This is a genomic window from Methylobacterium amylolyticum (assembly GCF_030700245.1).
GTDB lineage: Bacteria > Pseudomonadota > Alphaproteobacteria > Rhizobiales > Beijerinckiaceae > Methylobacterium.
In genome coordinates this window covers 43,862-69,104 of the sequence record NZ_JAUYZI010000031.1, presented here as the reverse complement: position 1 = coordinate 69,104, position 25,243 = coordinate 43,862, and the positions used below count along the sequence as shown (strand labels likewise).

Below are 25,243 nucleotides of genomic sequence, written 5' to 3'. Positions count from 1 at the left end.
CGGCGACAGGGCGGGACAGGCGATGGTGCAGCGCTTCACCGTGATCCAGGGCGGTCTCTCCGGGGCCCCGGCGGCGATCCCGGCGACGATCCCAGGCCCGGCGGCGGACGCCGCGTGGCGGGTCGACCTCCAGGGCCCGGGGGGCGTCGACGACGGCGCGGTGTTGGCGTGGCGGGCGCTGATGACCCGCGAGGGCGTGAGCGATCCCCTGCGCGACCCCGACTACCTGCTGCCGCTGGCCCGGCACCGGGCCGGGGGCCGCCGCGTCGCCCTGGCGCTCGCCTGGAGCCGCGACGCGGACGGCCCCGAGACCCTGCGCGGCGTCGTGCCCCTGGCCCTGCCCCACCCGGTGCTGGGCCGCAGCGCACGGACTTGGCGGCCGGCCGAGGCCGGGGCGACGGCGCTGGTCGACGGCGCCGCCCCCGCTTCCGTGGAGGGCGCCCTGCGCGGCCGCCTGCGGGGCATGCGGCGGCCCCTGCGCCTCGTCGGCGGCCTCGACGGCGTGCCGGCCCGCGGGCCGCGCGGCCCGGTGCCGGCGGCGGCCTTCGTCGGCGTCCGCCCCGAGGGCTGGACGCCCCCCGCGCAGGCCGAGGTCGCGGTCGCCGCCGAGCCGGCGGCCGTGCGCGACGCGGTCGAGACGCTGCTCGCCCTCGACGCCCGGACGGCCAAGGCGCCGATCGTCGCCGACCCGTCCGAGGCCTCGCTGGTGCGGGTGGTCAGCCGCCTGTTCGCCCGCCGCCGCGCCTGCCGGGTCGAGATCTTCCGCCGGGCGGGCGAGGTCGTCGCCGGGGCCCTGCACCTCGGGAGCGGCCCCGCCGCCGTGCTCTGGCGCCGCGCCGGGGCCTGATCTTTTTTGGATTCTCTCGATCGGCCACGGATCGGCTGACGATCGGCCGCGGGGCCCAGCGCCGCGCCCGCCCTAGCTCGCGGGGATGGCGCGCGACACACTCCACGGCCTCCGGCCCGCCCGGCGGTCACCTTCGAAGCCCCGCGGCCCGGCGGCGGGTCGGGTCGCGGCCGACGCCGCGATCGACCCCGGCCGCGTGGTGGCGGTGATGGCCCGCCTCGCCGCGGCCGATCCCGACCCGAAGGCGGGATTTTCGGGCGCCGACCCGTTCCGCCTGCTGGTGACGGTGCTGCTCTCGGCCCAGTCGACCGGCCCCACCGTCGAGAAGGTGGCGGCGGCGCTGTTCGCGCTGGCCGACACGCCGGAGACGATGCTGGCGCTCGGCGAGGCGCGGATCACGGACACCGTCCGCCCGGTCGGGCTCGGGCCGTCGAAGGCGCGCAACATCGTCCGGCTCTGCGCCGCGCTGCTGGCGGAGTTCGGCGGCGCGGTCCCGCGCAGCGCCGCGCAGATGCGGCGCCTGCCGGGCATCGGCCGCAAATCCGCGGAGGTGACGGCGAACTTCGCCTTCGACGAGCCGGTGATCGCGGTGGACACCCACGTGTTCCGGGTCTCGAACCGGATCCCGCTGGCGCCCGGCGCCACGGTCGACGCGGTCGCGGACGGGCTCGCCGCGGCGGTGCCCGACGCCTTCAAGGACGGCGCCCACATCTGGCTGTTCCGGCACGGCCGTGACACCTGCACGGCGCGGGCGCCGGCCTGCGGGCGGTGCGGGGTGGCCGACCTGTGCACCTGGGCGGGGAGGGCGGGCTGAGCCGACGCGCGCCGGAGATCGAACGGGCCGCGGTGCGCGACGGCCTTCGCACATCGTCCTGCGGACGCTATCGGCGGGCCTCTCCTCCCCCTTGTGGGGAGGAGCCGGAGGTGGGGGTGGTGCCGGACGAGGCTCGACGGTCTCTTCTGAACCACCCCCTACCCCTCCCCACAAGGGGGAGGGAAACCGCGCTGCGGTTCGGCGATCCGTACCGGAGGTGCTGGGCGAAGCCCCGTGCGCGGTCCGGCTCCGATCCCTAGAACGTGCCGAACTTGAAGTTGATGCCGCCGCGGGCGAGCGCGCCCTCGGTGTTGAAGCGCGAGACGTAGCCGACGCCCGGACCGCCCACGGAGGGGACGAACAGGTTGTTGCTGCCGAGGTCGTAGCGCAGGTACTCGCCCTTGATCGTCACGGCCGAGGACCGGAAGAAGTTCAGGAACGAGTCGGTGGGCAGGGCGTACTCGATGCCGCCGCCGTAGACGTAGCCGGTCTCGATCCGCGAGCGGCTGCCGAGATAGGTGAGCGGCGCGCCCGTCTGGAAGGCGACCCGCTGGGTCACGTCGCCGTAGGCGAAGCCGCCGGTGCCGTACACGAGCACCCGGTCGAAGGCGTAGCCGATGCGACCGCGCACCGTGCCGAGGAAGCTGAGATCGGTCCGGTAGGTGTTGGTCAGGACGTTCGGGTTGAAGGCCGGGCGGAAGATCGACTGCACGCCGGTGCGGGCGAGGTCGGTGTACTGCGCGTCGGCCTCGACGCCGACCACGATGCCCGCGCCCGGCGTGAACTGGTAGTTGTAGCCGACGCCGCCGCCAGCGGTGAAGCCGTCCTGGGGCAGGCGCACCGCCGGGCTGCGGAGCAGGTTGTTCACGTTGGCCTGGAGGGCGCCGATGCCCACCGTGCGGATCGTGTCCGACTCGGTGTAGGCGTAGCCGGCGTTCACGCCGAAATAGGCGCCGGTCCAGGTGAAGACCGGCACGGGGGTGAAGACCGGCGGCGGGGCGCGGCGGGGCAGGTCGGCGGCGAGCGCCGTTCCGGCCAGGAGCGCCGGAGCGGCGGCGAGGAGCAGGGAGCGCATGGGATCGATCGGGCCTCGAAGGGAGATGGCGGCCCCATCGTTACAGACTGTGTCCGGTCGGCGGATATGCTTTTTCAGTCACAGATGGCAGACAACCGTATGATCAACTTGCGTTTGTCTATCACGAAGACGGGTAGGGCCTAATCCGCCACGCCCCCCGCATTTTTCGAACCGGTCATACGGCTTCCGGCTGAATGGTTCGGGATCGACGCTCTCCGTCTTTGCGAGCGGAGCGAAGCAATCCAGGGGCGCCACCGTCTCAAACCGCGCGCTGCCCTGGGTCGCTTCGCCTACGGCTCGCGATGACGGCGCGGGCCCAGGTTACCGAGCGGTTCACCCGGAAGCGGTATCAGACCCCCTCCTCCGTCTCCTCCTCGCCCTCGATATGCTCCACCGAGACGACCTTCTCGGTCTTGTCGGTGTTGAACACCGTCACGCCCTGCGAGGCCCGTCCGACGATGCGGATGTCGTCCACCGGCACGCGGATGAGCTGGCCGCCGTTCGTCACCAGCATGATCTGGTCGGTGGCCTCGACGGGGAAGGAGGCGACGAGGTCGCCGTTGCGGGGGTTGACCCGCATGGCGGTGATGCCCTTCCCCCCGCGGCCCGAGGTCCGGTACTCGTAGGAGGACGAGCGTTTGCCGAAGCCGCGCTCGGAGATCGTGAGCACGTACTGCTCGTGGGCTCCCATCTCCGAGTAGCGCTCGGGCGAGATCGCCGCGGCCTCGGCGCCCTCCTCCGCCTCGGCCTCGGCGCCGTCCTCGGTCTCGCCGGTGACCGCGCGGCGCATCTTGAGATAGCCGGCGCGCTCCTCGGCGGTGGCGTCGAAGGCGTTGAGGATGGTCATCGAGATCACCCGGTCGCCCGCGGCGAGGTTGATGCCGCGCACGCCCGTGGAATCGCGGCCCTTGAACACGCGCACGTCCTCGACGGGGAAGCGGATGCACTGGCCCCGGGCGGTGGTGAGCAGCACGTTCTGGTCCGGCCGGCAGATCTCGACGTGGACGATGTGGTCGCCCGCGTCGAGCTTCATCGCGATCTTGCCGTTGCGGTTCACCGTGGTGAAGTCGGACAGCTTGTTGCGCCGGACGTTGCCGCTGCGCGTGGCGAACATCACGTCGAGCGTCTCCCAGGAGGCCTCGTCCTCGGGCAGCGGCATGATCGTGGTGATGCGCTCGGAGGTGTCCTGCAATTGCAGGATGTTGACCAGCGCCTTGCCGCGGGCGTTCGGGGCGGCCACCGGCAGGCGCCAGACCTTCTCCTTGTAGGCCTGGCCCTGGCTGGAGAAGAACAGCACCGGCGTGTGGGTGTTGGCCACGAACAGCCGGGTGACGAAGTCCTCGTCCCGGGTCGCCATGCCGGAGCGGCCCTTGCCGCCGCGGCGCTGCGACCGGTAGGTCGAGAGCGGCACGCGCTTGACGTAGCCGGCGTGGGACACGGTCACCACCATGTCCTCGCGGGCGATCAGGTCCTCGTCCTCCACCGTCGAGTCGAAGTCGACGATCTCGGTCTTGCGCGGGGTGGCGAACTGCGCGCGCACCTCGGCGAGCTCGTCCTTGACGATGCCCTGGATGCGGGCGCGCGAGCGCAGGATGTCGAGGTAGTCGGCGATCTCGTCGGCGAGCGTCTTCAACTCGTCGCCGACCTCGTCGCGGCCGAGCGCCGTGAGGCGCTGGAGGCGCAGGTCGAGGATGGCGCGGGCCTGGGTCTCGGACAGGCGGTAGGTGCCGTCCTCGGCGACCCGGTGGCGGGGATCGTCGACCAGGGCGATCAGGGGGGCGATGTCGTGGGCCGGCCAGTCGCGGGCCATCAGCGCCTCGCGGGCGGCGTTCGGGTCCGGCGCGGTGCGGATGAGGCGGATCACCTCGTCGATGTTGGCGACCGCGATGGCCAGCCCGCACAACACGTGGGCGCGCTCGCGCGCCTTGCCGAGCAGGAACTTGGTGCGCCGGGAGACGACCTCCTCGCGGAAGTCGACGAAGGCCTGGAGCAGGTCCTTCAGGTTCATCAGCTCCGGCCGGCCGCCGTTGAGGGCGACCATGTTGCAGCCGAAGCTCGTCTGGAGCGGGGTGAAGCGGTAGAGCTGGTTCAGCACCACCTCGGCCATCGCGTCGCGCTTGATCTCGACCACGATGCGCATGCCGGTGCGGTCGGACTCGTCGCGCAGGTCGGAGATGCCCTCGACGCGCTTCTCCTTGACCAGCTCGGCGATCTTCTCGACCAGCGTCGCCTTGTTCACCTGATAGGGGATCTCGGTGAAGATCAGCGCCTCGCGCTCCTTGCGCAGCTCCTCGACATGCGACTTCGCGCGCATGATTACCGAGCCGCGCCCCGTCGCGTAGGCCTGCCGCGTGCCGCCGCGGCCGAGGATCAGGCCGCCGGTGGGGAAGTCCGGGCCGGGGACGATCTCGTTGAGCTGCTCGATCGTCAGCCCCGGATCGTCGAGCAGCGCCACGCAGGCGTCGATCAGCTCGCCGAGGTTGTGCGGCGGGATGTTGGTGGCCATGCCGACCGCGATGCCGCCGGCGCCGTTGACGAGGAGGTTGGGGAACCGCGCCGGCAGGACGCTCGGCTCCTCCCGGGACTCGTCGTAGTTCGGCCCGAAATCGACGGTGTTCTTGTCGATGTCGGTGAGCAGCGCGGTGGCGGGCTTGGCCAGCCGCGACTCGGTGTAGCGCATGGCCGCCGGCGGGTCGCCGTCGACCGAGCCGAAATTGCCCTGCCCATCGATGAGCATCAGGCGCATGGAGAAGTCCTGCGCCATCCGCACCAGGGCGTCGTAGATCGATTGGTCGCCGTGCGGGTGGTAGAGGCCGATCACGTCGCCGACGATGCGCGCCGACTTGACGTACTTGCGCTCCGGCAGGTGGCCGGACTCGAAGGCCGAGTAGAGGATGCGCCGGTGCACCGGCTTGAGGCCGTCGCGCGCGTCGGGCAGCGCCCGGCTCACGATCACGCTCATCGCGTAATCGAGGTAGGAGCGGCGCATCTCGTCGGTGATGGAGACGGGGCGGATGTCGCTGGCGGGCGGGGGCGCGCCCGTCGGGTCGGTCTCGGCCAAGTGTCTGTTCCGTCTGTTTCCGGGCCCCGGCGGGGCCGTGCCCGCGGCCGCGGGAGGCGCATCGGATGCGCGCGGCGGCACCGCGGAAAATCTGTGATATCAGACGGTTAAGTAAGGGTTTCCGCGCGCGCGCGCAAGGCGGCGGGCGCACGTCGCGGGGGGCCTTTGCGCCCCCGCGACGGCCCCGGCCCCGGGGGCGGTCCCGATCCCTGGAGTCCCGATCTCTACGGGCCGCTCAGTAGAAGCGGACGGGCGCGCGCCAAGCGTGCGGGCGGCCGTAATGCACCCGGTGCCAGCCGTGGCGGCGGTGCCAGTGGTGCCGCCGCCAGTGGTGATGGCGGTGCCAGTGGCGGCGGTGGTGCCAGTGCCGACGGTGCCAGTGGTGCCGCCGCCAGTGATGGTGCCGGTGCCAGTGGCGGCGATGGTGCCAGCGGGCCACCTGCACGGCGGAATCCGGGGCCGTCGCGGCGGCGGGCACCGGCATCGGGGCCGCGCGGGCCCCGGTCGAGAGCGGGCCGGACAGGGAGCCGGCGACGAGCGCGGCGAGCAGGGCCAGGATCGGCCAGCGTGGGAGCCTGAAGGGTCGCATCGTGTCGGTGTCCTCCGTCGGTACGGGCCGGCACCCTCGCCGGGCCGGGGCAGGAACGGCCGAGGTCGGGAAAGGGTTCACGCGCCGCGGATCGCTGCGGAGCCGCGCCGGTTCCCCGGGGGCCTGCACGCTTGTGCTCCCTTGCGACCGGCCCGGTCCGGCTTACGTCCCCGGCACGTCCCGCCCGATCCGAGCCGTCCGACCATGCCGTTCGCCCTCCCCGCCCCCCTCCGGGCGCTCCTGCCGCGCCGCTTCCGCGAGCGGCGCCCGCGCGTGGCGGTGGTGCGGCTGTCGGGGACGATCGGCGCGGTCTCGCCGCTGCGGCCGGGCCTGTCGATCGGCGCGGTGGCGGGCAGCCTGGAGCGGGCCTTCGCGATGCCCGGCCTCAAGGCGGTGGCGCTGGTGATCAATTCCCCGGGGGGCTCGCCGGCGCAGTCGCACCTGATCCACCGGCGCATCCGCGCGCTCGCCGCGGAGAAGGGTCTGCCGGTGCTGGCCTTCGTCGAGGACGTGGCCGCCTCGGGGGGCTACATGATCGCCTGCGCCGCCGACGAGATCGTCGCCGACCCGACCTCGATCGTCGGCTCGATCGGCGTGGTCTCGGCGGGCTTCGGCTTCCAGGGGCTTCTGGAGAAGGTCGGGGTCGAGCGGCGGGTGCACACGATCGGCGAGGCGAAGGCGATGCTCGATCCCTTCCGCCCCGAGGATCCGGCCGACATCGAGCGCCTGAAGCGCATCCAGGCCGACGTGCAGGCGGTGTTCACCGACCTCGTCACCGCGCGCCGGCCGAAGCTGCCGCCGGGCGAGAACCTGTTCACCGGCGCGGTCTGGACCGGGCGGCAGGCGCTGCCGCTCGGCCTCGTCGACGGGCTGGGCGACCTGCGGGGCACGCTGCGCGCCCGGTTCGGCGAGACGGTCGACCTGCGGCTCGTCGCCGAGGCGCGGGGCGGCCTGCTGTCGCGGCTGCTGCGCCGGGGGGCGCCGGGGCATATCGGCCTCGCCGACGAGGCGCTGGCCGCCCTGGAGGAGCGGGCGGCCTTCGCGCGCTACGGGCTGTAGGGCGTCGCGCGGCGCGCCTCACCCGCGCCCGCTGCGCCGGGCCGAGACCCGGGACAGCGCCGCGAGATCCTTCTCGCCGTCGCCGTGCGCGATCGCCTCGATCAGCCCGTCGCGCAGCACGCTCGCCGCCGGCATCGGCACGCCGGCCGCCTCGGCCGCCTGGAGCACCAGCCGCACGTCCTTGGCGCCGAGCCTGAGGCCGAAGCCCGGCGGCTCGAAGCGGGACGCGGCGATGGCGCCGCCGTAGTTCTTGTAGACCGGCGCGGCGAAGATCGTGCTCGTCATCAGGTCGAGGAAGTCGGCCGCCGCCACCCCGTGCCCCTCGACGAGCGCGCTGCCCTCGCCCATCGCCTCGACCGCGGCGACGATCATGAAGTTGCCGGCGAGCTTGACCGCGTTGGCCCGCTCCGGCGCCTCCCCGAACCGCCACGTCCGCGCGCCCATCGCGTCGAACAGCGGCGCGGCGGCCTCCACGGCCGCGTCGGGGCCCGCGGCGACGATGTGGAGGGCGCCCGCCGCGGCCGCGTCCGGCCGGCCGAAGACCGGGGCGGAGACGTAACGAACACCCGCCCGCTCGTGCACCGCGGCGAGCTGCCGGGCGAGCGCCACCGAGACGGTGCTCATGCCGAGATGCAGACGCGGCCGCCCGGGGGCGTCGAGCAGCCCGCCCGCGACCAGGGTCGCCTCCAGCGCGGCGTCGTCGGCGAGCATGGTGATCGCCGCGTCGCCGGAGAACGCCTCCGCCGCGGAGGCCACGGGCGTCACGCCGGGGATGCCGTGGGCTGCCTCCGGCGAGCGGTTCCAGGCCCGGACCCGGTGCCCCGCCCCCGCCAGCCGGGCGGCCATGCCCCGGCCCATCCGCCCCATCCCGATGAATCCGACGTCCATGCCGTCCTCCGGATCTCTTGCCTCGACGCACCGTATAGCGCGCGTCGCAAGGGTGGGGTTTCGAGAGCGCGTGGCCTTCGGGATCCGGGACACGGCCGCGCCGGCGTGGCAAGCTGAGGCCATGGCACGCACGCGCATCACCGACATCCCCGGGATCCGGGTCGGCCACGCCGCCGACCTGCGGGTCCGCAGCGGGGTCACCGCGATCCTGTTCGACCATCCGGTCACGGCGTCCGTCGACGTGCGCGGCGGCGGGCCCGGCACCCGCGAGACCGACCTGCTCGATCCCGAGCGCACGGTGGAGGGGATCGACGCCCTGGTCCTGTCCGGCGGCTCGGCCTTCGGGCTCGACGCGGCGGCGGGCGTGGTCGCGCAACTCGCCGAGACGGGGCGCGGCTTCGCCATCGGCGCCATGCGGGTGCCGATCGTGCCGGGGGCGATCCTGTTCGATCTCCTCAACGGCGGCGACAAGGATTGGGGCCGCTACCCGCCCTACCGGGAGCTGGGCTACGCGGCCGCCGCGGCGGCGGAACGGGACTTCGCCCTCGGCTCGGTCGGGGCGGGGACCGGCGCGCGCGCCGGCAACCTCAAGGGCGGGGTCGGCTCGGCCTCGGCGGCGGTGGCGATGGCGGGCGCCGCCGCCCGGGTCGGGGCGCTCGTCGCCGTCAACGCCTTCGGCCGCGCGACGGTCGGCGACGGCCCGCATTTCTGGGCGGCGCCGTTCGAGAGGGGCGACGAGTTCGGCGGCCTCGGCCTCCCCACCCCGGTGCCGGAGGCGGCCCACGCCTTCCCCGCCCGCGCCCTGCCCGGGGCCGCGACGACGCTCGCGGTGGTCGCCACCGACGCGGCGCTGACCAAGGCGCAGTGCCGCCGCCTCGCAGTGGCGGCGCAGGACGGGCTCGCGCGCGCCCTCGTGCCCGCGCACACGCCGCTCGACGGCGACCTCGTCTTCGCGGTCGCCACCGGCGCGGTGCCGCTGGCCGATCCGGTGGCCGACCTCGCCCGCCTCGGCGACGCCGCGGCGCGGACGCTCGCCCGGGCGGTCGCCCTCGGCGTGTTCTGCGCGGCGGGCCTGCCCGGGGTCGAGCCCGTCCCGCCCGACGCCGCCTCCGGCCTGCCCGCGGCGTGGCGGGATCGCTTCGGCGGCCGGGCCTGAGCCGCGGGCGCGGAACGGAACGCGCCCGCCGGCGGTTGCAGGCAACTGCCGAGTTTGATCGGCAGGGATGCCGGGGCCCGGTCTCCCGCGGGAGCCGCCCGGGCGACAAGGGAGAGACCTATGCGATTCAAAGCGATGATGCTCGCCGCCGCCGTGACCCTGGGCGCCGGCGGGGCCGCCCAGGCGCTGCCCGTCGCGCCGCTCTCCGGCGGCGACGCGTCGATCGTGCTGGCCCGCGGCGGCTGCGGCTTCGGCGCCCATCGCGGCCCCTTCGGCGGCTGCCGCCTCAACCGCGGCCCCCGCGGCGCCATGCGGCGGGCGATCACCGGTGCCCCCCGCGGCTGCCCGCCCGGCCTGTATCGCGGCCCGCGAGGCTTCTGCCACCGCTGAGAGGGCGCAGTTCCCCTCCCCCTTGTGGGGAGGGGCAAGGGGTGGGGGTGGTACCGGACGAAGTTCGGCGGTGCCTTCTGAACCACCCCCACCTCCGGCTCCTCCTCACAAGGGGGAGGAGAGGCAGAGTGCTCACACCGCGTCGCGCGCGTCCTCCAGGAGCTGGGCCAGCCCGGCATCGACCTCGGCCGCGAGCATCCCCCGCTCGGCCTCGGTGAGGTCGGCGGCCCAGCCGCGCCCGCCGAACCCCTCGGCGCAGCGCGCCCGCTCGGAGGCGATGTAGGCTTCCGTCTCCGCGGGCCGGGTCCGCATCGCGTGGACGAGGCCGAACCACGCCGCCCGCTCCACCACCGCCAGCCGCGCCCGCAGGCGGATCGCCACCGCCCTGTCGGGATCGACCGTCCCGGACCCGTCCGTCCCGCTCATCTGTCCGTCTCCGCCAGCCGGTCGATCAGTCCCTGGAGCCGCCCCGGCACCGGCTCGGCGGGGGTGCGGGCGTAGAGCGCGCGCAACTGCCGGCCGATCTCGGCGAGGCTCATCGAGCCCTTGGCGATCACCCGGTCGGCCTGCGCGCCGAGGCTCGCCTTCTCGGCGGCGGTGATCTCCTTGGCGGTCAGCACCACCACCGGCACGTCGCCGTCCGGCCGGCCGCGCAGCGCCCGCAGGAAGCCGAATCCGTCCATCTCCGGCATCATCAGGTCGAGGAGGATCAGGTTCGGCCGCGCCTGGGAGAACCGGTCGAGGGCGACGCGGCCGTTCTCGGCCTCGTCGACGGTCCAGCCCTCGCGGCCGAGCGAGCGGCGCAGTCGCTCGCGGGCGTCGGCGTCGTCGTCGATCACGAGCACCCGGGCCTCGTCCGGCGCCTCCGGCCGGTAGCGCTCCATCAGGCCCTTGAGGCGCTCCCAGTCGATCGGCTTGACGAAGTAGTCGGTGGCGCCGAGCGCCTGACCCAGCCCCTGCTCGGCCACCACCGAGGTCATGATCACCGGCGTGCCGGCGAGATCCGGGTCGTTGCGCACCGCGTGGAGCACCGCCCAGCCGTCCATGCGCGGCATCTCGACGTCGAGCAGGATCGCCCTCGGCTTGAGCGCCCGCGCCAGCGTCAGCCCGGCCCGGCCGTCGGCGGCCGAGCGCACGTGAAAACCCTCGCGTTCGAGGAAGCGCTGGAGCAGCTCGCGCGCCGCCGGGTCGTCGTCGACGAGGAGCACCGTCTCGTGCCGCTCGTGCGCCTCGACCGGCACGGGCTGGGCGTCGGGGGCGCCGTCCTCGGCGCTGAGGGTGGCGGGCAGGCGGATGGTGAAGGTCGCCCCGCGGCCCGGCTCGCTTTCCACACCGATGTCGCCGCCCATCGCCTGGCAGAAGGCGCGGGTGATGGCGAGCCCGAGCCCGGTGCCGCCGAACTGGCGGGTGGTGGATTCGTCGGCCTGCACGAAGCGCTCGAACAGGCGGCCGATCTGCTCCCGGCTCAACCCGATGCCGGTATCGGCGACCGCGAGGGACACCCAGTCCGCCTCCGCCTCCCGGTGGCGGCGCACCGTCAGCGTGATCGTGCCGCCCTCCGTGAACTTCGCGGCGTTGCCGATCAGGTTCACGAGGCACTGGCGGATCTTGGTCTGGTCCTGGTGCATCGCCCCGAGGTCGTCGGCCGCGTCGAGGACGAAGCGGTTGCCCTTCTTGGCGACCAGCGCGCCGGTGGCGTCGCACACGTCCCGGATCAGGTCGGAGACGGGAAACGTCTCGCCCGCGGCGGTGACGCGCCCCGCCTCGATCTTCGAGATGTCGAGCACGTCGTTGATGAGCGACAGCAGGTGGCGGGCCGCCGCCTCGATCTTGCGCAGGTCCGGCAGCAGGGCGGCCTGGCCGATATCCTCCAGCTCCTCGCCGAGCATCTCCGAGTAGCCGATCACCGCCGAGAGCGGGGTGCGCAGCTCGTGGCTCATGTTGGCGATGAACTGGCTCTTCGCGCGGTTGGCCGCCTCCGCCGCCTCGCGGGCGCGCTCGACCGCGGCCTCGGCCTCGCGCCGGTCGGTGATGTCGACGCAGGTGCCGACCCACTCGCGCAGGGTGCCATCCTCGGCGAGCACGGGCACGCCGCGGGTCTCCATCGCCCGCCACGCCCCGTCGCGGCGGCGCAGCCGGTACTCCACCTGATAGGGCGCGCGCGCCTCGACGCTGGCGGCCCAGGCGTCGGCCGCCGCCGCCCGGTCGTCGGGGTGGACGGCATCGACCCAGCCCCAGCCCTGGTAGGCCTCCTCGGTCTGGCCGGTATAGGCGCTCCAGCGCGGCTGCGGCGGGATCAGCGCCCCTTCGGCGTCGGTGTTCCAGATCACCGCGGCGGAGGCGTCGACCAGCGCCCGGAAGCGCTCCTCGGAATGGCGCAGGCGCTCCTCGGTGGCCCGGCGGCGGGAGATGTCGGTGTTGGTGCCGTACCAGCGCACGATCCGCCCGTCGGCGTCGCGGAACGGCATCGCCTTCGACAGGAACCAGCGGTAGGCGCCGTCCGCCCCGCGCAGGGGGAAGGTGTCCTCCCACGGCTTGCCGGCCTCGATCGCCGCCCGGAACCGCGCGGTGACGCGCTCGACGTGGTCGGGGTGGTGGACCGCCCGCCAGCCGGAGCCGCGCATCTGGTCGAGGGTGGTGCCGGTGTAGTCGTACCAGCGGGCATTGTACCAGATCAGGGCGCCGTCGGCGTTCCCGATCCAGGCGAGCTGCGGCAGCGTGTCGGCGAGGTTCCTGTAGTCGTCGTCGGTGACGCGCTCGGTGTCCATCGGCCCTGAGGATCTCCCTAACGCCCGCGGCGGCGCGTCCGGGCCGCCTTATACACGCATCGGGCCCGGTGCGGATCGCGGCGCACCCTCCGCCCGGCGCCCGCGCAGGGCATCGACGGTGTAGAGGGCGAGCGCCGCCCAGATCAGCCCGAACATCGCCGCACGGTGGGGCTCCAGCCGCTCGCCGTAGACCAGCACGCTGAGGACCAGCAGGCCGGTGGGCGCGATGTACTGCATCAGGCCGAGCGTCGTCAGCCGCAGGCGCACGGCGGCGGCCGCGAACCAGATCAGCGGCAGCGCGGTGGTGATGCCGGTGAGCATCAGCAGCGCCAGCACCCGCGGCTCGGCCGGGAGGACCGGCTCCGTCGTCGTCGCGAGCCACGCCAGCGCCGCGGGCATCAGGATCAGCGTCTCGGCCAGGAAGCCGACCAGGGGATCGACGGCGACCACCTTCCGCACGAGCCCGTAGAGGGCGAAGGTGACGGCGAGCGCGAGCGACAGCGCCGGCAGGTCCCCGGCCCAGGCGACCGCGACGACGACGCCGAGCGCCGCGATGCCCACCGCCACGGCCTGCACCGGCCGCAGCCGCTCGCCCAGCACCACCCGGCCGAGCGCCACGCTGACCAGCGGGTTGATGTAGTAGCCGAGGCTCGCGTCGAGCAGGTGGCCGCGGTCGACGGCGTAGAGGTAGAGCACCCAGTTCACGCCGATCAGGACGGCCGAGAGCAGCAGCAGGGCGTGGCGCCGGGCGAACGGCAGCGGCAGCCGCAGGCGGTGCCGCCACGCCAGCGCCAGCAGGCCCGCGAACAGGCTGGACCACAGGATGCGCTCGGCCAGGATGTGCCACGGGCTGAACGCCCCGAGCAGCCGGAAATGCACCGGGACCAGCAGGCCCCAGGTGAGATAGGCACCGAGCGCGTAGACGAGGCCCACGGCGTTTCCCTTGGATCCACCCGGATGGGCGGCCGGGCGGCGTTTCCTTAGCGTGGCGCGCCCGGGGGCGTCAGGGGGCGCGGCGCAGGGCTGGTATCCGCCCCGGCTCAATCGCCCGTAAAGACGACTCGTGGGTCCGGCTGGTAGTCAGAAAAGGTCCAACCGCACATCGCCACCGATTTCGTCAGGCGGTCCTTGGGTTTTCGAGCCAAGCGCGTTCGCAACCGGAGTTCGAGTTCCTCTGCACGCGCTCCGGCCCCTATCGGCTCGGCCCATTCAAGATGATCATAAGTTGCTGCCTTGACAGGTAACTCGGTTCCTGTGGGGCCGCCATAGCCGTAAAGGACAAATGCACGATAACGCAGGGCATGGAGAGCGTGTTCGGCTGGCAAAGACGCAGCTTGGCTATCCGTCAGTCTCGATATGAAGCTCGGAGCAAAGAACAAGTTGCGTAGATCCGTGTAGGCGGTCGCATCCCGGGACGCGGCGTAGAGATGACAGCAAGTCAGGTCCGCTGCAGCCTTCCGCTTGAAGCCTGTGGCCCACTCGAAAGCCATTGCAGGGCTGTAATTGTCATCGGCCATTGCGCCGTCAAAAATCTTTCCTCGGTCCGCCATGCGCCGAAACGTGCGAAAAATCGCACGCCGGCCGCTCGCCGCGACGACATCCGGATGCGCGAAGACTGCGAGTGACGCGATCGCTTGATCGGCACTGCCCCAAGGCGAAGCGTCGATGAGAAAGTCGAGAACGGCCCGGCCATCATACGCGAAATCGGACAGCGTTCTCATCTCATCCGTCTGCCTGGAAAAGGTGACATGGCATCCGGCTGAAGACTTGGCGATCGTCGGCGTCCGTCTTTGCGAGCGCTAGCGAAGCAATCCAGGGGCGCCACGTTCTCAAACCGCGCGCTGCCCTGGGTCGCTTCGCCTACGGCTCGCGATGACGGCGTCGCGCAAGCAACCGAACAACTCTGCGGAAAATTTTATAGGATCGGAAACCGCACGATAGTGGACCTCTTTCCGTTCAAATCCTGCACATCCGGATCGCCTCCGCCTCGATCGCGTCCTCGGTGGCCAGCGCCGCATTCGCGCGGGTTCCCGGCCCGGTCCCCGTCCGGCGGGCGTCGAGGATACCCTCGTAGGCCTTGAGGATGGACCGGCCGATCAGCTTGGCGGCGAAGGCGCGCTCCGCGGCGTCGGCGGTGGCGTCGATGGCGAGGAGCGCGCGGCGCGCACCGGGCGACTGATCGAGCACCGCGCGCAACGCCGCGTCGCGCACCTGCGCGGGCGGGCGCTGCTCGGCCGCAGCCGTCGCGCGCAGGCGTTCCAGGATGGCCGGGTCGAGATCGGTCGCGACGGTGTCGGTCGTCATCGCCTCCTCCTGCGGCCAGGATACACGCCGGGCCGCCCGCGTTCCAGGCGCCGGCAAGCCCTCACGGCGCCGGCAAGCCCTCACGGCGCCAGCCAGCCGCCGCTCCAGCCCGCCTCCGCGCGCCGCCAGCCGGCGCGGCGGTGGCCGCGGCGGTCGAGGTAGAGGAAGTCGAGCGCCTCCGCCCGCACGATCACCGCGGCGAAGTGCGGGCGGCCGAGCGCGGCATCCTCCGGATCCGGCAGCGCGTAGGCCCCGCCGGCGGGCAGCGCCGTGCCGGGGCCGGGCTCGGCGCCGTAGCAGACCCGGCTCATCGCCCGCGAGCCGGCCCAGGCGGCGTCGGCCGCGGCGTCGCCGGTGTGGAGGCTCGCCCGGCCCTCGATCCGGATCTGCACATTGGCCTCGCCGTCGTAGGCGCTCAGCGCGCAGGCGGGATTGGCCAGCACTTCGGCGGCCTTGTCCGAGCGGCGGTCGCAGTGGAGGCGCAGCGTCCCGGTTGCCCGGTCGGCCGCGCGCAGCACCACCGTGCGCAGGCGCGGGCGGCCGTCCGCCCCGAGGGTCGCCAGCGCCGGCAGGTGGAAGCCGCTGCGGCCGTGCGCGGCGCCCTCCGCCAGCAGGCGCCACAAAGCGGCGAGCGTCGCGTCGAGGTCGTCGTAGAAGGGCGGCAGCGGGCTCATCATGGGCTCATCCTGCGCTCACGCGCCCTCCCCCCTCCGGCGGCGGCGCTCGCGGAAGATCAGGGCGAGGTTGCGCAGGTAGATGCCGGTGGAGAGGCCCTGGCCGATGATGATCACCGGCTCGCGGCGCACGAAGCCGTAGACCAGGGTCATCAGCCCGCCGGCGATCGACAGGAACCAGAACGACAGCGGCATCACGCTGCGGCCGGCCCGCTCGCTGGCGATCCATTGCAGGATGAAGCGCGAGCCGAACACCACCTGCGCGAGGATGCCGAACACCAGCCAGAAGTCGAACCGCGTGACGAACACGTCGTAGAAATAGTCCGGCAGGTCGTGGGCGAGCTGGATCAGCATCCGACGTCCCGCTCCGTCTCCGCGTCCGCCGGGGCGGCGGCGACCTCGACAGCCCGCGGCGCGGCGCGCTTGCGCCGGATCAGCCACCACACGCCCGCCAGATCGAGCAGCCCGACCCACAGCCGGTCGAACAGCCCGTAGTTCGAGCGGCCGGTGAGGCGGGGCCGGTCGACCACGTCGCGGTGGACCACGCAGAAGCCCTCGCGGGCGACGAGCGCCGGCATGAAGCGGTGCAGGGCGTCGAAATACGGCAGGCGCAGGTACACCGCCCGGCGGAACACCTTGAGGCCGCAGCCGGTGTCGCGGGTGGCGTCCCGCAGGATCTTCCCGCGCACGCCGTTGGCGATCCGGGACTGGAGGGTCTTGAAGCGCCCGTCCTTGCGCCCGCGCCGCTGCCCTTGCGCGAGGCCCGCGCCCGCACCCGCCGCCTCCAGCGCTTCGAGGAGCACCGGGATGAAGGCCGGGTCGTTCTGGCCGTCGCCGTCGAGGGTGGCGATCACCGCGCCGCGGGCGGCGAGCACGCCGCTGCGCACGGCGGCCGACTGCCCGGCGCCGCTCGCGTGGCGCAGCACCCGCAGCCACGGCCGGCCCGCCTGCGCGGCGGCGAGCGCGGCGGGCGTGCCGTCGGTCGAGCCGTCGTCCACGTAGATCAGCTCGAAGGGCAGGTCCGCGCAGGCCCGCTCGATCTCGGCGACGAGGGGGGCGATGTTGCCGGCCTCGTTGCGCACCGGCACGACGACGCTGAGGCGGGGGGCGCTCACGGCGCCACCGCGTAGGCGGTGACGAACACCCGCCGGCCGGTGTTGAGGTTGAAGCCCTCGATGTCCGCCAGCGGCGCCGGGGCGGCGCGGCTCACGGGCCAGGCCGCGTTGAAGTCCTCGCGCTGGCGCGCCTCGATGAACAGCAGCCGGCAGCCGCCGGCGTCGAGGAACGCCTTGGCGGCGGCCCCGTCCGGCAGCAGCGCGAGGTCGGTGCCGATCAGGAAGACGAGGCTCGGCTCGCGGTAGCCGAGGCTCGCGACCTGCGGGTTCGGGCAGGGAAGCCGGTCGCGCAGAGCGGCCAGCCTCGGGGAGACCTTCAGCCCCGGCAACTGGCGCTGCGCCACGCCCAGCACCCCGGGGCCGAGCAGGCAGGAGGCGAGGATGCCGAGCACCAGCGCCCGCTCCGGCATCCCGCGGGCGAAGGCGCGCCAGCCGAGGGCGGCGAGGATGCAGGCGCCGCCGAGCAGGGGCAGCGCGGCGAACGGGATCCGGTGGCCGTCGATCCGCCAGCCGAAGGCGCACAGGCCGAGGGTGAGGGCCAGCGGGATCGCCGGGAGCAGCAGCGCCGCCGCCCGCGCCCCGCGGCGGCGCGGATCGAGGGCGCCGGCGTTGAGCGCCAGCACCGTCAGGACCGCGAGCCACGGCAGCAGCGGCAGCACGTAGTGCGGCAGCTTGGTCGGCACCGCCTCGAAGATCAGCCACGCCGGCAGCACCGCGGCGATCACGAACGCGACCGCGTCCCCCCGGCGCTCGCGCCACGCGAAGGGCAGGCTCATCGCGGCGAAGACGGCGCCCGGCCAGAAGGTCGCGAAGACGGCGAGCGCGTAGGCGCCGGGCGGGGCCCCGTGCCGCTCGGCGGCGCCGCCGATCTTGCCCAGCATGTCGTGCCCCACCGCCTCCGCGTAGAAGGCGCCGCCGCTCTTCCAGGCGATCGCCGCGAACCAGGGCGCGACGATCAGGAGGACCAGCGCCAGCCCCGGCAGCGGCCGCAGGGCGCCGAGCCAGCGCGCCGAGCCGGCCTTCCACGACAGGAACGCCGCCGGCAGGGCGACGAACAGCGGCACCATCGGCCCCTTCACGAGGATCCCCAGCGCGAGCCCGAGCCAGAACGCGGCGAGGACGGGCAGGCCGAGGCGCTGCCCCCGCCCCAGCCACGCCCGGGCCAGCGCCCCGAGGCTCGCGGTGGCGCAGGCGGCGAGCAGGGCGTCGGTCTTGGCGAGGTGCGCCTCCGCCGAGAGCATCAGGCAGGCGCCGTAGAGGGCGGCGGCGAGCAGCGCGCCGCGGCGCGGCAGGAAGGCGAGCCCCGCCCAGTAGGCGAGCAGCACCGAGGCGGCGGCGCCGATCAGCGAGGGCAGGCGGTAGAGGGCGATCTGCGTCCGCGCCTCGGGCACGCCGAGCGCCTCCCCGGCGGCGACCGCGGCGGCCTGGGCCCAGTAGATCCCGACCGGCTTCTTGTGGCGCGCCTCCCCCTGGAAGCGGATGTCGACGAGGTCGCCGCTCTCCAGCATCTGCTTGGAAGCCTGGGCGAAGCGCGGCTCGTCCCGGTCCATCGGCTGGAGGGAGATCTGCCCCGGCAGGAATAGCAGCAGGCACAGGGCGAGCAGCGCCGCGGCGGCCCGGGCGTGGCTCGCGGCGAGACCGTCGAGCCCGCGCCCGATCCGGTCGGCGCGACGGGCGGGCTGGCCGGTGCGGGCGGGCGCGCCGGCGGAGAGGCTCGTGGTCATGGCGCGCCGGTCAATCAGGATCGGGCGGGAACGTCAAATGGCCGGCCCCGCCGGGCGCGGGGCCGACGGATCCCGATGCTACGAGGCCGCCCGCAGGCGCGCGAAGCCGGCGTCGAGGTCGGCCTTCAGGTCACCGAGATCCTCCAGGCCGATGTGGAACCGCAGGCCCGGCCCCCCCGGCGCCCAGCGCGTGGCGGTGCGGTAGCCGACGCAGTCGAACGGGATCACGAGGCTCTCGAAACCGCCCCAGGAGAAGCCCATCCCGAACAGCTCCAGCCCGTCGAGCATCGCGGCGACCGCCGCCTCCGGCACCGGCTTGAGCACCACCGCGAACAGCCCGGAGGCGCCGGAGAAGTCGCGCGTCCAGATCGCGTGGCCCGGATCCTCGGGCAGGCCGGGATGCAGCACCCGCAGCACCTCGGGCCGCCCTTGCAGCCAGCGCGCCATCTCCAGCCCCTGCCGGCCGTGCTCGCTCAGCCGCAGGGCCATGGTGCGCAGGCCGCGCAGGGCCAGGAACATGTCCTCGGGGCCGGCGCAGGGGGCGAAGTGGTCGAAGGTCCGCCGCACCGCCGGCCAATATTTTTGGTTGGCGGAGGTCAGGCCGAGCAGCAGGTCCGAGCCGCCGCTGAGATACTTGGTGCCGGCCTCCACCGCGATGTCGACGCCGCGCGCGTGCGGCGGGAACAGCAGCGGCGTCGCCCAGGTGTTGTCCATGATCACGCAGGCGCCCCGCGCGTGGGCCGCCTCGGCGATCGCCGGCACGTCCTGCATCTCGAAGCTCTGCGAGCCCGGCGCCTCGACCAGCACGGCCTTCGTGTTGTCGCGCATCAGCGCCGCGATGCCGGCGCCGACGAGCGGGTCGTAGTAGGTCGTCTCGACCCCGTAGCGCGCGAGCACCCCGTCGCAGAAGATCCGGGTCGGGCGGTAGGCGGAATCGGTCACGAGCAGGTGGTCGCCCGCCGAGACCGCGGCCATCAGGGCGATGGTCAGCGCCGACAGGCCGGACGGCGTGGCGACGGTGCCGGCCGCCCCCGCCACCTCGGTCCAGGCGTCGGTCAGCGCGTCCGAGGTCGGGGTGCCCTTGGTGCCGTAATTGTAGCGCCCGCGCCGATTCTGGATGGCGTCGTAGGTCGGGTAGAGCACGGTCGAGCCGCGGTAGATTGGCGTGTTGACGAAGCCGTGCTGCTCGCCCGGATCGCGGCCGGCATGGACGAGGCGCGTGGCCGGCGCGAATTTCTTCCTGGATTCAGGGTCGGGCGTCAGGGACATCGGGGTTCCGGCTCGCGTCGCGGGTGCGGTGCACGAAGCCCCCGGCGCCCGGCGAGGTCAAGCCGGCTTGGTCCAGCGCCGCCGGCCCTCGACGCGGGCGCCGGCCTCGCCTACCCTCCCGCATCATGCCCGACGTGCGCGCAGCAGGCCCGGATACGGCGGCGCTCGAACGCGCATCGCGGTTCGATGCGCTCGTGCTCGCGACGGTCAACGCGCCGTTCAAGCGGGCCATCACGCCGGAGGCCCTCGTCACGAGCCTGCGCGACCGCCGGGGGACATGGCGCGTGCACGTGAACGCCTTCTTCAACGATGTCCGGCCCGAACTGGTCCTGGATTTCGCGGAGGCGCACGGGGTCAGCCGCGCCTCGTTGAAGACGGCCTACCAAGCCAACGCGGCGTTCTCCGGGGCGCGAAATCCCATGCTGGAGGCTGCGCTTGCCGCCGTGGACGCGTCTTCTTGAACGCGCCGTTGCGGGTCTCGCCGCGATGGACGCGGCGGGCCAGCCTGTGCCGGACTGGGTGCTCGGCGGCGGCACGGCGCTGATGCTCCACGCAGATCATCGGCTCAGCCGGGATATCGACGCCTTCATCACGGATCCGCAGTATCTCGCGTACCTGTCGCCCGACGGCGGCGGCGAGGACATTTGGGGGGCTCACACGTTCGACCGAACGGCGCACTATCTTAAGCTGGTCTATCCGGAAGGCGAGATCGACTTCATCGTCGCTCCGGCTCTGACTGCCTTGCCGGTTATCGATCGGGACGTGGCCGGCATCGGCATACGCCTGGAGCACCCGGTCGAGATCGCGATCAAGAAGATGCATTTTCGAGGGGCGCAGCTCAAAGTGCGCGACGTCTTCGACATCGCCGTCGTGGACGCGGTGCACTCGGACCTGCTCGAAGCGCATCTACCGGTCGTGACGGACAGGAAGGCGGCGATCCTGTCGCGATTGTCGAGCATCCCGTCCGCCTACGCGGCGGCGGAACTGGCCGAGCTCGACATCCGGCCGCACTGGGAGGACGTCGCGCTGCGCTGCATGGACCTGATGGGCGCGGTCGCGCGACGCATCCCGGATTGATGCCGGAGGCGGCGCTTCAGGCGCCCCTCACGACTCCTCCCGCGGCGGGTTGGTCAGCGCCGCCTCCTCGTAGGCCTCCATCCAGGCCGCACGGTCCTGGGAGCCCTCGGGGTAGGGGCAGTCGCTCTGGGGCTTGCCGTAGAGGCGGGCGTTGCGGCCCTGGATGAACGGGCTGTCGCTGGCGGTGGCCTGGACGTTCTCCATGGGGTCTCGATCTCCGGAAGATGCGGACGGGTTGGGCTTCGTTAACGGCCGCGGCCCTAATCTGTTGCCGCCTCCAGTTGCGTACCGGGTCCTCGCGGCGTGCGTATCCTGCGTCCCCTCCTCGGCGGTCTCGCCGTCCTGCTCTCGACCACGGTCGTCGTCCTGGTGAGCGCCGACCGCCTCGCCCTGACGCCCCCGCCCGTGGCGGTCGCCCGCGCGGCCGTGCCCGAGCCCTCGGCCACCGGCTCGATCCCCGCCCCCGTCAAGGCCGCGCCCGCGCCGAAGCCGGCAGCCCCGAGCATCCCGAGCGGCTTCGACACCGAGCGCCTGCACGCGCTGATGCGCGGCGACCCGATCCTCCCGGGCCGCTGATTGTTTCCGATCGTCCCGGCGGCTCTCCCCGGCCGCGGTGACGGCCGGGGAGCCTCCTTCAGCGGGCGGTGCGAAACACCTGGAGGTCGAGGTCGCGGACCTTCTTGCGCAGGGTGTTGCGGTTGACGCCCAGGAGTTCCGCCGCGCGGATCTGGTTGCCGCGGGTGGCGGCGAGCGCCGCGCCGATCAGCGGGCCTTCGATCTCGCGCAGGATCCGGTGGTAGAGGCCGGGGGGCGGCAGCGTGTCCCGGTAGCCCGAGAAGTAGTCGGACAGGTGGCGCTCCACCGCGCTCGACAGGCTCTCGGATTCGCCCCCGGCCTTGCGGCCGGCGCCGTTGGTCCCCCCCGCCGCCGGGGCCTGGGTCAGCGGCAGGGTGTCGAGTTCGGCCTCGATGACCGGGCCGGTGATCGTCTCCTGCGGGTAGAGGGCGGCGAGCCGCCGGACGAGGTTCTCCAGCTCGCGGACGTTGCCCGGCCAGCGGTAGCGCTTTAGCCGCTCCATCGCGTCGCCGTCGAGCGACTTGCGGGTCAGGCCCTCGCGCTCGACCAGCACGAAGAAGTGGCGGACGAGGTCCGGCACGTCCTCGGAGCGTTCCCTGAGCGCCGGGAGACGCAAGGGCACCACGTTCAGTCTGAAGAAAAGATCCTCGCGGAAGATGCCCTGCTGGATCGAGACGCGCAGGTCCTTGTTGGTGGCGGCGATGATCCGGACGTTGGTGCGGATGGGCACGCGCCCGCCGACCGTGGTGTACTCGCCCTGCTGGAGCACGCGCAGCAGCCGGGTCTGGGCCTCCATCGGCATGTCGCCGATCTCGTCGAGGAACAGGGTGCCCCCCTCCGCCTGCTCGAAACGGCCGGCCGAGCGCTGGAGCGCGCCGGTGAAGGCGCCCTTCTCGTGGCCGAACAGCTCGGACTCGATCAGGTCGCGGGGGATCGCGGCCATGTTGACCGGCACGAACGGCCCGGTGCGGCGGCGGCCGTAATCGTGGAGCGCCCGGGCCACCAGCTCCTTGCCGGTGCCGGACTCGCCGGTGATCATCACGGTCAGGTCGGTGGGCATCAGCCGGGCGAGCGCCCGGTATATCTCCTGCATGGCCGGCGAGCGGCCGACCAGCGGGATGTCCTCGTTCTCCGGGGCCGCGCCGGCCGCGGGCGCCCCGCGCGGGCGCGACAGGGCGCGGCCGACGATGGCGATCAGCTCCTTCAGGTCGAAGGGCTTGGGCAGGTACTCGTAGGCGCCGCGCTCGGAGGCGCGGATCGCGGTCATGAAGGTGTTCTGCGCGCTCATCACGATGATCGGCAGCTCCGGCCGCACCCGCTTGATGCGCGGCAGCAGCTCGAACACGTTCTCGTCGGGCATCACCACGTCGGTGATCACGAGGTCGCCGTCGCCCTCGGCGACCCAGCGCCACAGGGTGGCGCAGTTGCCCGTGGAGCGGACCTCGTAGCCCGCCCGCGACAGCGCTTGGTTGAGCACCGTGCGGATGGCGGCGTCGTCGTCGGCGACGATGATATGGCCGTTCGGCATGATGGTTTACTCAAGACCTCCGGCGGACCGGTTCAGGGGTCGACCGTCGACTCGCGCCCGTCGCGCGCGCTCGACATTGGCAGCAGGATGCGGAACGTCGTGCGGCGGGGGGCGGGATCGCACTCGACGATGCCGCCGTGGTCGCCGACGATCTTGGCCACCAATGCAAGTCCGAGGCCGGACCCCTGTGCCTTGGTGGTCACGAACGGGTCGAACATGTCGCCGAGCATCTCCGGCGAGATGCCCGGGCCGTTGTCGCGGATCGCCACCTCGATCGGCAGGCTGACCCGCTCGCGCGAGCCCGGCACCTGGAGGCGCAGGCCGGTGCGGAAGGCGGTCGACAGGGTGATCTCGCCCTCGACCGCGTCGGGGCCGATCGCCTCGGCCGCGTTCTTCACGAGGTTGAGGATCACCTGGACGAGCTGGTCGCGGCTGCCGAGCACCGGCGGCAGCGACGGGTCGTAGGTCTCGACGAAGCGGATGTGGCGGCCGAACCCGCTCTGGGCCGAGCGCTTCACCTGATCGAGCACGCCGTGGACGTTGACCGGGCCGCGCTCGGACGGGCGCTCGTCGCCGAACAGCTCCATGCGCTCGACGATCCGCACGATCCGGTCGGACTCGTCGCAGATCAACTGCGTGAGCACCCGGTCCTCCTCGATGCCGGTGCTCTCCAGGAGCTGGGCGGCGCCGCGGATGCCGGCGAGCGGGTTCTTGATCTCGTGGGCGAGCATGGCGCCGAGCGCCACCATCGAGCGGGCGGCGCCGCGGTGGGTGAGCTGGCGGTTCATCTTGTCGGCGATGGTGCGCTCCTGAAGCATCATCACCACCGCGTCCGAGTCGTCGAGCGGGGTCGCGAACACGTCGACGCTGCGCTCGACCCCGAGCCTCGGCTGGGTCAGCTCGACCCGGTACTCGCTGACGCTCGCCCGGCGGCGGCGCACCTCGGCGACGAGGGCGATGATCGGCGAGCCGAACGGGATGATGTCGCGCAGGCGCCGCCGCTGCATCAGCCGGGCGGAGTAGTCGAAGAACGCCTCGGCGGCGTGGTTGCACTGGAGGATGCGCTCGTCGCCGCCGATGGTCAGCACCGGCAGCGGCAGGGCGTTGAGCACCGCCTCGCCGCCGACCGGCCGGCCGTCGGGGGAGGGCCCGTCGCTCATGCGGCCTCCGGCATCGCCCGGCCCGGGGCGAAGGCGCGGGCGAGGAGTGCGAGCGCCGCGTCGGGATCGAGCGTCGTCAGGAGCATCGCGCGCTCGGGCGCGGTGAGGCCGCCGCCGGCCTCGGCGTAGGCGGCGAGGTGCTTGCGGGCGTGGCGCACGCCCATGGCGCGGCCGTAGAGCGCGATCAGCCCGGCATAGTGCTCGGCCGCCGCCGCGGCCTGCACCGCGCGCGAGGGCGCTGCCGCGGGCCGGCCGGCGAGCGCCGCCGCGACCTGCCCGACGAGCCAGGGGCGCCCGACCGCGGCGCGGCCGATCATCACCCCCGCCGCGCCGGAGGCCGCGAGGCAGGCGCGGGCGGTCGCGAGGTCGGTCACGTCGCCGTTGGCGATCACCGGGATCGACACCGCCTCGACCACCGCGCGGATCGCCGCCCAGTCGGCGCTGCCCTTGTAGAATTGCTGCCGGGTGCGGCCGTGGACCGTCACCGCCGCGAGGCCCAGGCGCTCGGCGCGGGCGGCGAGGTCGGGTGCGTTGCGGGCGGCGTCGTCCCAGCCGAGCCGCATCTTGACCGTGACCGGCACCGCCACCGCCCCGCGCACCGCGGCGAGCAGGCGCTCGGCGTGGTCGAGGTCGCGCATCAGCGCCGAGCCGGAAGCGCCCCCGGTCACGACCTTGGCCGGGCAGCCCATGTTGACGTCGACGACCTGGGCGCCGCCGGCCTCGGCGATCCGGGCGGCCTCGGCCATCGGCGCGGCCTCGCAGCCCGCGAGCTGGACCACGTGCCCCGCGACGCCCGAGCCCGCGGCGCGGGTGGCGGCCTCCGCGTCGCCCCGGGCGAGTTCGCGGGCGGCGACCATCTCGGACACCACCGCGTCGGCCCCGAACCGGCGGCTGATCCGGCGCATGTGCAGGTCGGTGACGCCCGAGAGCGGGGCGAGCAGGCAGAGCGGCGGGGTTCCCGCTTCCCGTCCGCGGCGCAGGACGCCCAAATAATGGTCAGTCGTCATTTTGCACAACAATGAGGCAAGCGGCGCCGGGACGCAAGCGGGACCGCGCGTTGATTTCGCCCCCTCCCCCGCTTAAACGACGCGCAGTCGTTCCGGGGATGCGGCGGCCCGTCAGGCGCGTGCGCCCGGCGCCGCGCTCGCCCGGGCGGAGCCCACGAGACC

Annotated in this window: 26 protein-coding genes; 8 read left to right on the top strand and 18 right to left on the bottom strand. The window is 73.4% G+C overall.

The window, feature by feature from the left end; translation table 11 throughout:
- Positions 1-22 precede the first annotated feature (22 nt).
- Positions 23-847 (top strand): hypothetical protein, encoded by an 825-nt coding sequence (locus tag Q8W71_RS20950; RefSeq protein ID WP_305527341.1) that lies wholly within the window; start codon positions 23-25, stop codon positions 845-847.
- 85 nt (positions 848-932) lie between these two features.
- Positions 933-1,661, top strand: coding sequence for an endonuclease III domain-containing protein (locus Q8W71_RS20945; RefSeq protein ID WP_305527340.1), 729 nt, complete (start codon positions 933-935; stop codon positions 1,659-1,661).
- 256 nt (positions 1,662-1,917) lie between these two features.
- Here Q8W71_RS20945 and Q8W71_RS20940 read toward each other — a convergent pair whose 3' ends face one another.
- The 3 genes from Q8W71_RS20940 to Q8W71_RS20930 form a co-directional block, all read right to left on the bottom strand.
- Positions 1,918-2,736 carry an outer membrane protein gene (locus Q8W71_RS20940; protein ID WP_305527339.1) on the bottom strand — a complete coding sequence of 273 codons (819 nt, stop codon included), beginning with the start codon at positions 2,734-2,736 and terminating at the stop codon, positions 1,918-1,920.
- Between the two features lie 349 nt (positions 2,737-3,085).
- The gene (gyrA, locus tag Q8W71_RS20935) at positions 3,086-5,797 is read right to left on the bottom strand and encodes a DNA gyrase subunit A (RefSeq protein WP_305527338.1); all 2,712 of its coding nucleotides are present in this window, start codon (positions 5,795-5,797) and stop codon (positions 3,086-3,088) included.
- A gap of 235 nt (positions 5,798-6,032) precedes the next feature.
- A complete protein-coding gene (locus tag Q8W71_RS20930) occupies positions 6,033-6,386 on the bottom strand; it encodes a hypothetical protein (protein WP_305527337.1) in 354 nt (117 codons plus the stop codon).
- A gap of 204 nt (positions 6,387-6,590) precedes the next feature.
- On the opposite strand from Q8W71_RS20930, the gene Q8W71_RS20925 reads away from it, so the two are divergent.
- Complete coding sequence (locus Q8W71_RS20925) at positions 6,591-7,445, top strand: S49 family peptidase (protein WP_305527336.1); 855 nt, start codon at positions 6,591-6,593, stop codon at positions 7,443-7,445.
- A gap of 18 nt (positions 7,446-7,463) precedes the next feature.
- On the opposite strand, the gene Q8W71_RS20920 is transcribed toward Q8W71_RS20925, so the two are convergent.
- Complete coding sequence (locus Q8W71_RS20920; RefSeq protein WP_305527335.1) at positions 7,464-8,333, bottom strand: NAD(P)-dependent oxidoreductase; 870 nt, start codon at positions 8,331-8,333, stop codon at positions 7,464-7,466.
- A 121-nt stretch (positions 8,334-8,454) separates the two neighbouring features.
- Here Q8W71_RS20920 and Q8W71_RS20915 point away from each other — a divergent pair, with 121 nt between their 5' ends.
- Both Q8W71_RS20915 and Q8W71_RS20910 read left to right on the top strand, forming a co-directional pair.
- Positions 8,455-9,489 (top strand): P1 family peptidase, encoded by a 1,035-nt coding sequence (locus tag Q8W71_RS20915; RefSeq protein WP_305527334.1) that lies wholly within the window; start codon positions 8,455-8,457, stop codon positions 9,487-9,489.
- A 120-nt stretch (positions 9,490-9,609) separates the two neighbouring features.
- Complete coding sequence (locus tag Q8W71_RS20910; protein ID WP_305527333.1) at positions 9,610-9,879, top strand: GCG_CRPN prefix-to-repeats domain-containing protein; 270 nt, start codon at positions 9,610-9,612, stop codon at positions 9,877-9,879.
- Positions 9,880-10,011: 132 nt separating this feature from the next.
- On the opposite strand, the gene Q8W71_RS20905 is transcribed toward Q8W71_RS20910, so the two are convergent.
- From Q8W71_RS20905 to metC, 10 genes are all read right to left on the bottom strand, one after another.
- A complete protein-coding gene (locus Q8W71_RS20905) occupies positions 10,012-10,305 on the bottom strand; it encodes a hypothetical protein (protein ID WP_305527332.1) in 294 nt (97 codons plus the stop codon).
- Complete coding sequence (locus Q8W71_RS20900; protein ID WP_305527331.1) at positions 10,302-12,647, bottom strand: response regulator; 2,346 nt, start codon at positions 12,645-12,647, stop codon at positions 10,302-10,304. Before Q8W71_RS20900 ends, Q8W71_RS20905 begins: the two co-directional genes overlap by 4 nt.
- A 48-nt stretch (positions 12,648-12,695) precedes the next feature.
- Entirely contained in the window at positions 12,696-13,580 is an 885-nt protein-coding gene (rarD, locus tag Q8W71_RS20895; protein ID WP_305527330.1) for an EamA family transporter RarD, read from the bottom strand.
- A 107-nt stretch (positions 13,581-13,687) separates the two neighbouring features.
- Positions 13,688-14,368 carry a hypothetical protein gene (locus Q8W71_RS20890; protein WP_305527329.1) on the bottom strand — a complete coding sequence of 227 codons (681 nt, stop codon included), beginning with the start codon at positions 14,366-14,368 and terminating at the stop codon, positions 13,688-13,690.
- A gap of 235 nt (positions 14,369-14,603) precedes the next feature.
- Positions 14,604-14,951, bottom strand: coding sequence for a hypothetical protein (locus Q8W71_RS20885; RefSeq protein ID WP_305527328.1), 348 nt, complete (start codon positions 14,949-14,951; stop codon positions 14,604-14,606).
- A gap of 80 nt (positions 14,952-15,031) precedes the next feature.
- Positions 15,032-15,625 carry a pyridoxamine 5'-phosphate oxidase family protein gene (locus tag Q8W71_RS20880; RefSeq protein ID WP_305527353.1) on the bottom strand — a complete coding sequence of 198 codons (594 nt, stop codon included), beginning with the start codon at positions 15,623-15,625 and terminating at the stop codon, positions 15,032-15,034.
- An 18-nt stretch (positions 15,626-15,643) separates the two neighbouring features.
- Positions 15,644-15,979: a lipid-A-disaccharide synthase N-terminal domain-containing protein gene (locus tag Q8W71_RS20875; RefSeq protein ID WP_305527327.1), complete on the bottom strand. Its 336-nt coding sequence runs from the start codon at positions 15,977-15,979 to the stop codon at positions 15,644-15,646.
- A complete protein-coding gene (locus Q8W71_RS20870) occupies positions 15,973-16,740 on the bottom strand; it encodes a glycosyltransferase (RefSeq protein WP_305527326.1) in 768 nt (255 codons plus the stop codon). Before Q8W71_RS20870 ends, Q8W71_RS20875 begins: the two co-directional genes overlap by 7 nt.
- Positions 16,737-18,464, bottom strand: a complete 1,728-nt coding sequence (locus tag Q8W71_RS20865; protein ID WP_305527325.1) for an ArnT family glycosyltransferase — start codon at positions 18,462-18,464, stop codon at positions 16,737-16,739. Before Q8W71_RS20865 ends, Q8W71_RS20870 begins: the two co-directional genes overlap by 4 nt.
- 78 nt (positions 18,465-18,542) lie before the next feature.
- Positions 18,543-19,733: a cystathionine beta-lyase gene (metC, locus tag Q8W71_RS20860; RefSeq protein WP_305527324.1), complete on the bottom strand. Its 1,191-nt coding sequence runs from the start codon at positions 19,731-19,733 to the stop codon at positions 18,543-18,545.
- A 125-nt stretch (positions 19,734-19,858) separates the two neighbouring features.
- Between metC and Q8W71_RS20855 the strand changes: the two genes are divergently transcribed.
- Positions 19,859-20,194, top strand: coding sequence for a hypothetical protein (locus tag Q8W71_RS20855; protein ID WP_305527323.1), 336 nt, complete (start codon positions 19,859-19,861; stop codon positions 20,192-20,194).
- Positions 20,169-20,810, top strand: a complete 642-nt coding sequence (locus tag Q8W71_RS20850) for a nucleotidyl transferase AbiEii/AbiGii toxin family protein (protein ID WP_305527322.1) — start codon at positions 20,169-20,171, stop codon at positions 20,808-20,810. The genes Q8W71_RS20855 and Q8W71_RS20850 overlap by 26 nt, the downstream gene beginning before the upstream one ends.
- Positions 20,811-20,837: 27 nt before the next feature.
- Here the strand turns inward: Q8W71_RS20850 and Q8W71_RS20845 are convergent, their stop codons facing one another.
- A complete protein-coding gene (locus Q8W71_RS20845; protein WP_305527321.1) occupies positions 20,838-21,014 on the bottom strand; it encodes a ribosome modulation factor in 177 nt (58 codons plus the stop codon).
- A gap of 99 nt (positions 21,015-21,113) precedes the next feature.
- Between Q8W71_RS20845 and Q8W71_RS20840 the strand changes: the two genes are divergently transcribed.
- Complete coding sequence (locus Q8W71_RS20840) at positions 21,114-21,386, top strand: hypothetical protein (RefSeq protein ID WP_305527320.1); 273 nt, start codon at positions 21,114-21,116, stop codon at positions 21,384-21,386.
- A 58-nt stretch (positions 21,387-21,444) separates the two neighbouring features.
- Here the strand turns inward: Q8W71_RS20840 and ntrC are convergent, their stop codons facing one another.
- Genes ntrC through dusB form a run of 3 tightly spaced genes read right to left on the bottom strand, consistent with a single transcriptional unit; the run spans position 21,445 to position 25,081 of the window.
- Positions 21,445-22,914, bottom strand: a complete 1,470-nt coding sequence (ntrC, locus tag Q8W71_RS20835; RefSeq protein WP_305527319.1) for a nitrogen regulation protein NR(I) — start codon at positions 22,912-22,914, stop codon at positions 21,445-21,447.
- 32 nt (positions 22,915-22,946) lie between these two features.
- Complete coding sequence (locus Q8W71_RS20830) at positions 22,947-24,074, bottom strand: two-component system sensor histidine kinase NtrB (protein WP_305527318.1); 1,128 nt, start codon at positions 24,072-24,074, stop codon at positions 22,947-22,949.
- Positions 24,071-25,081: a tRNA dihydrouridine synthase DusB gene (gene dusB, locus Q8W71_RS20825; protein WP_305527317.1), complete on the bottom strand. Its 1,011-nt coding sequence runs from the start codon at positions 25,079-25,081 to the stop codon at positions 24,071-24,073. The genes Q8W71_RS20830 and dusB overlap by 4 nt, the downstream gene beginning before the upstream one ends.
- Positions 25,082-25,243: the final 162 nt, after the last annotated feature.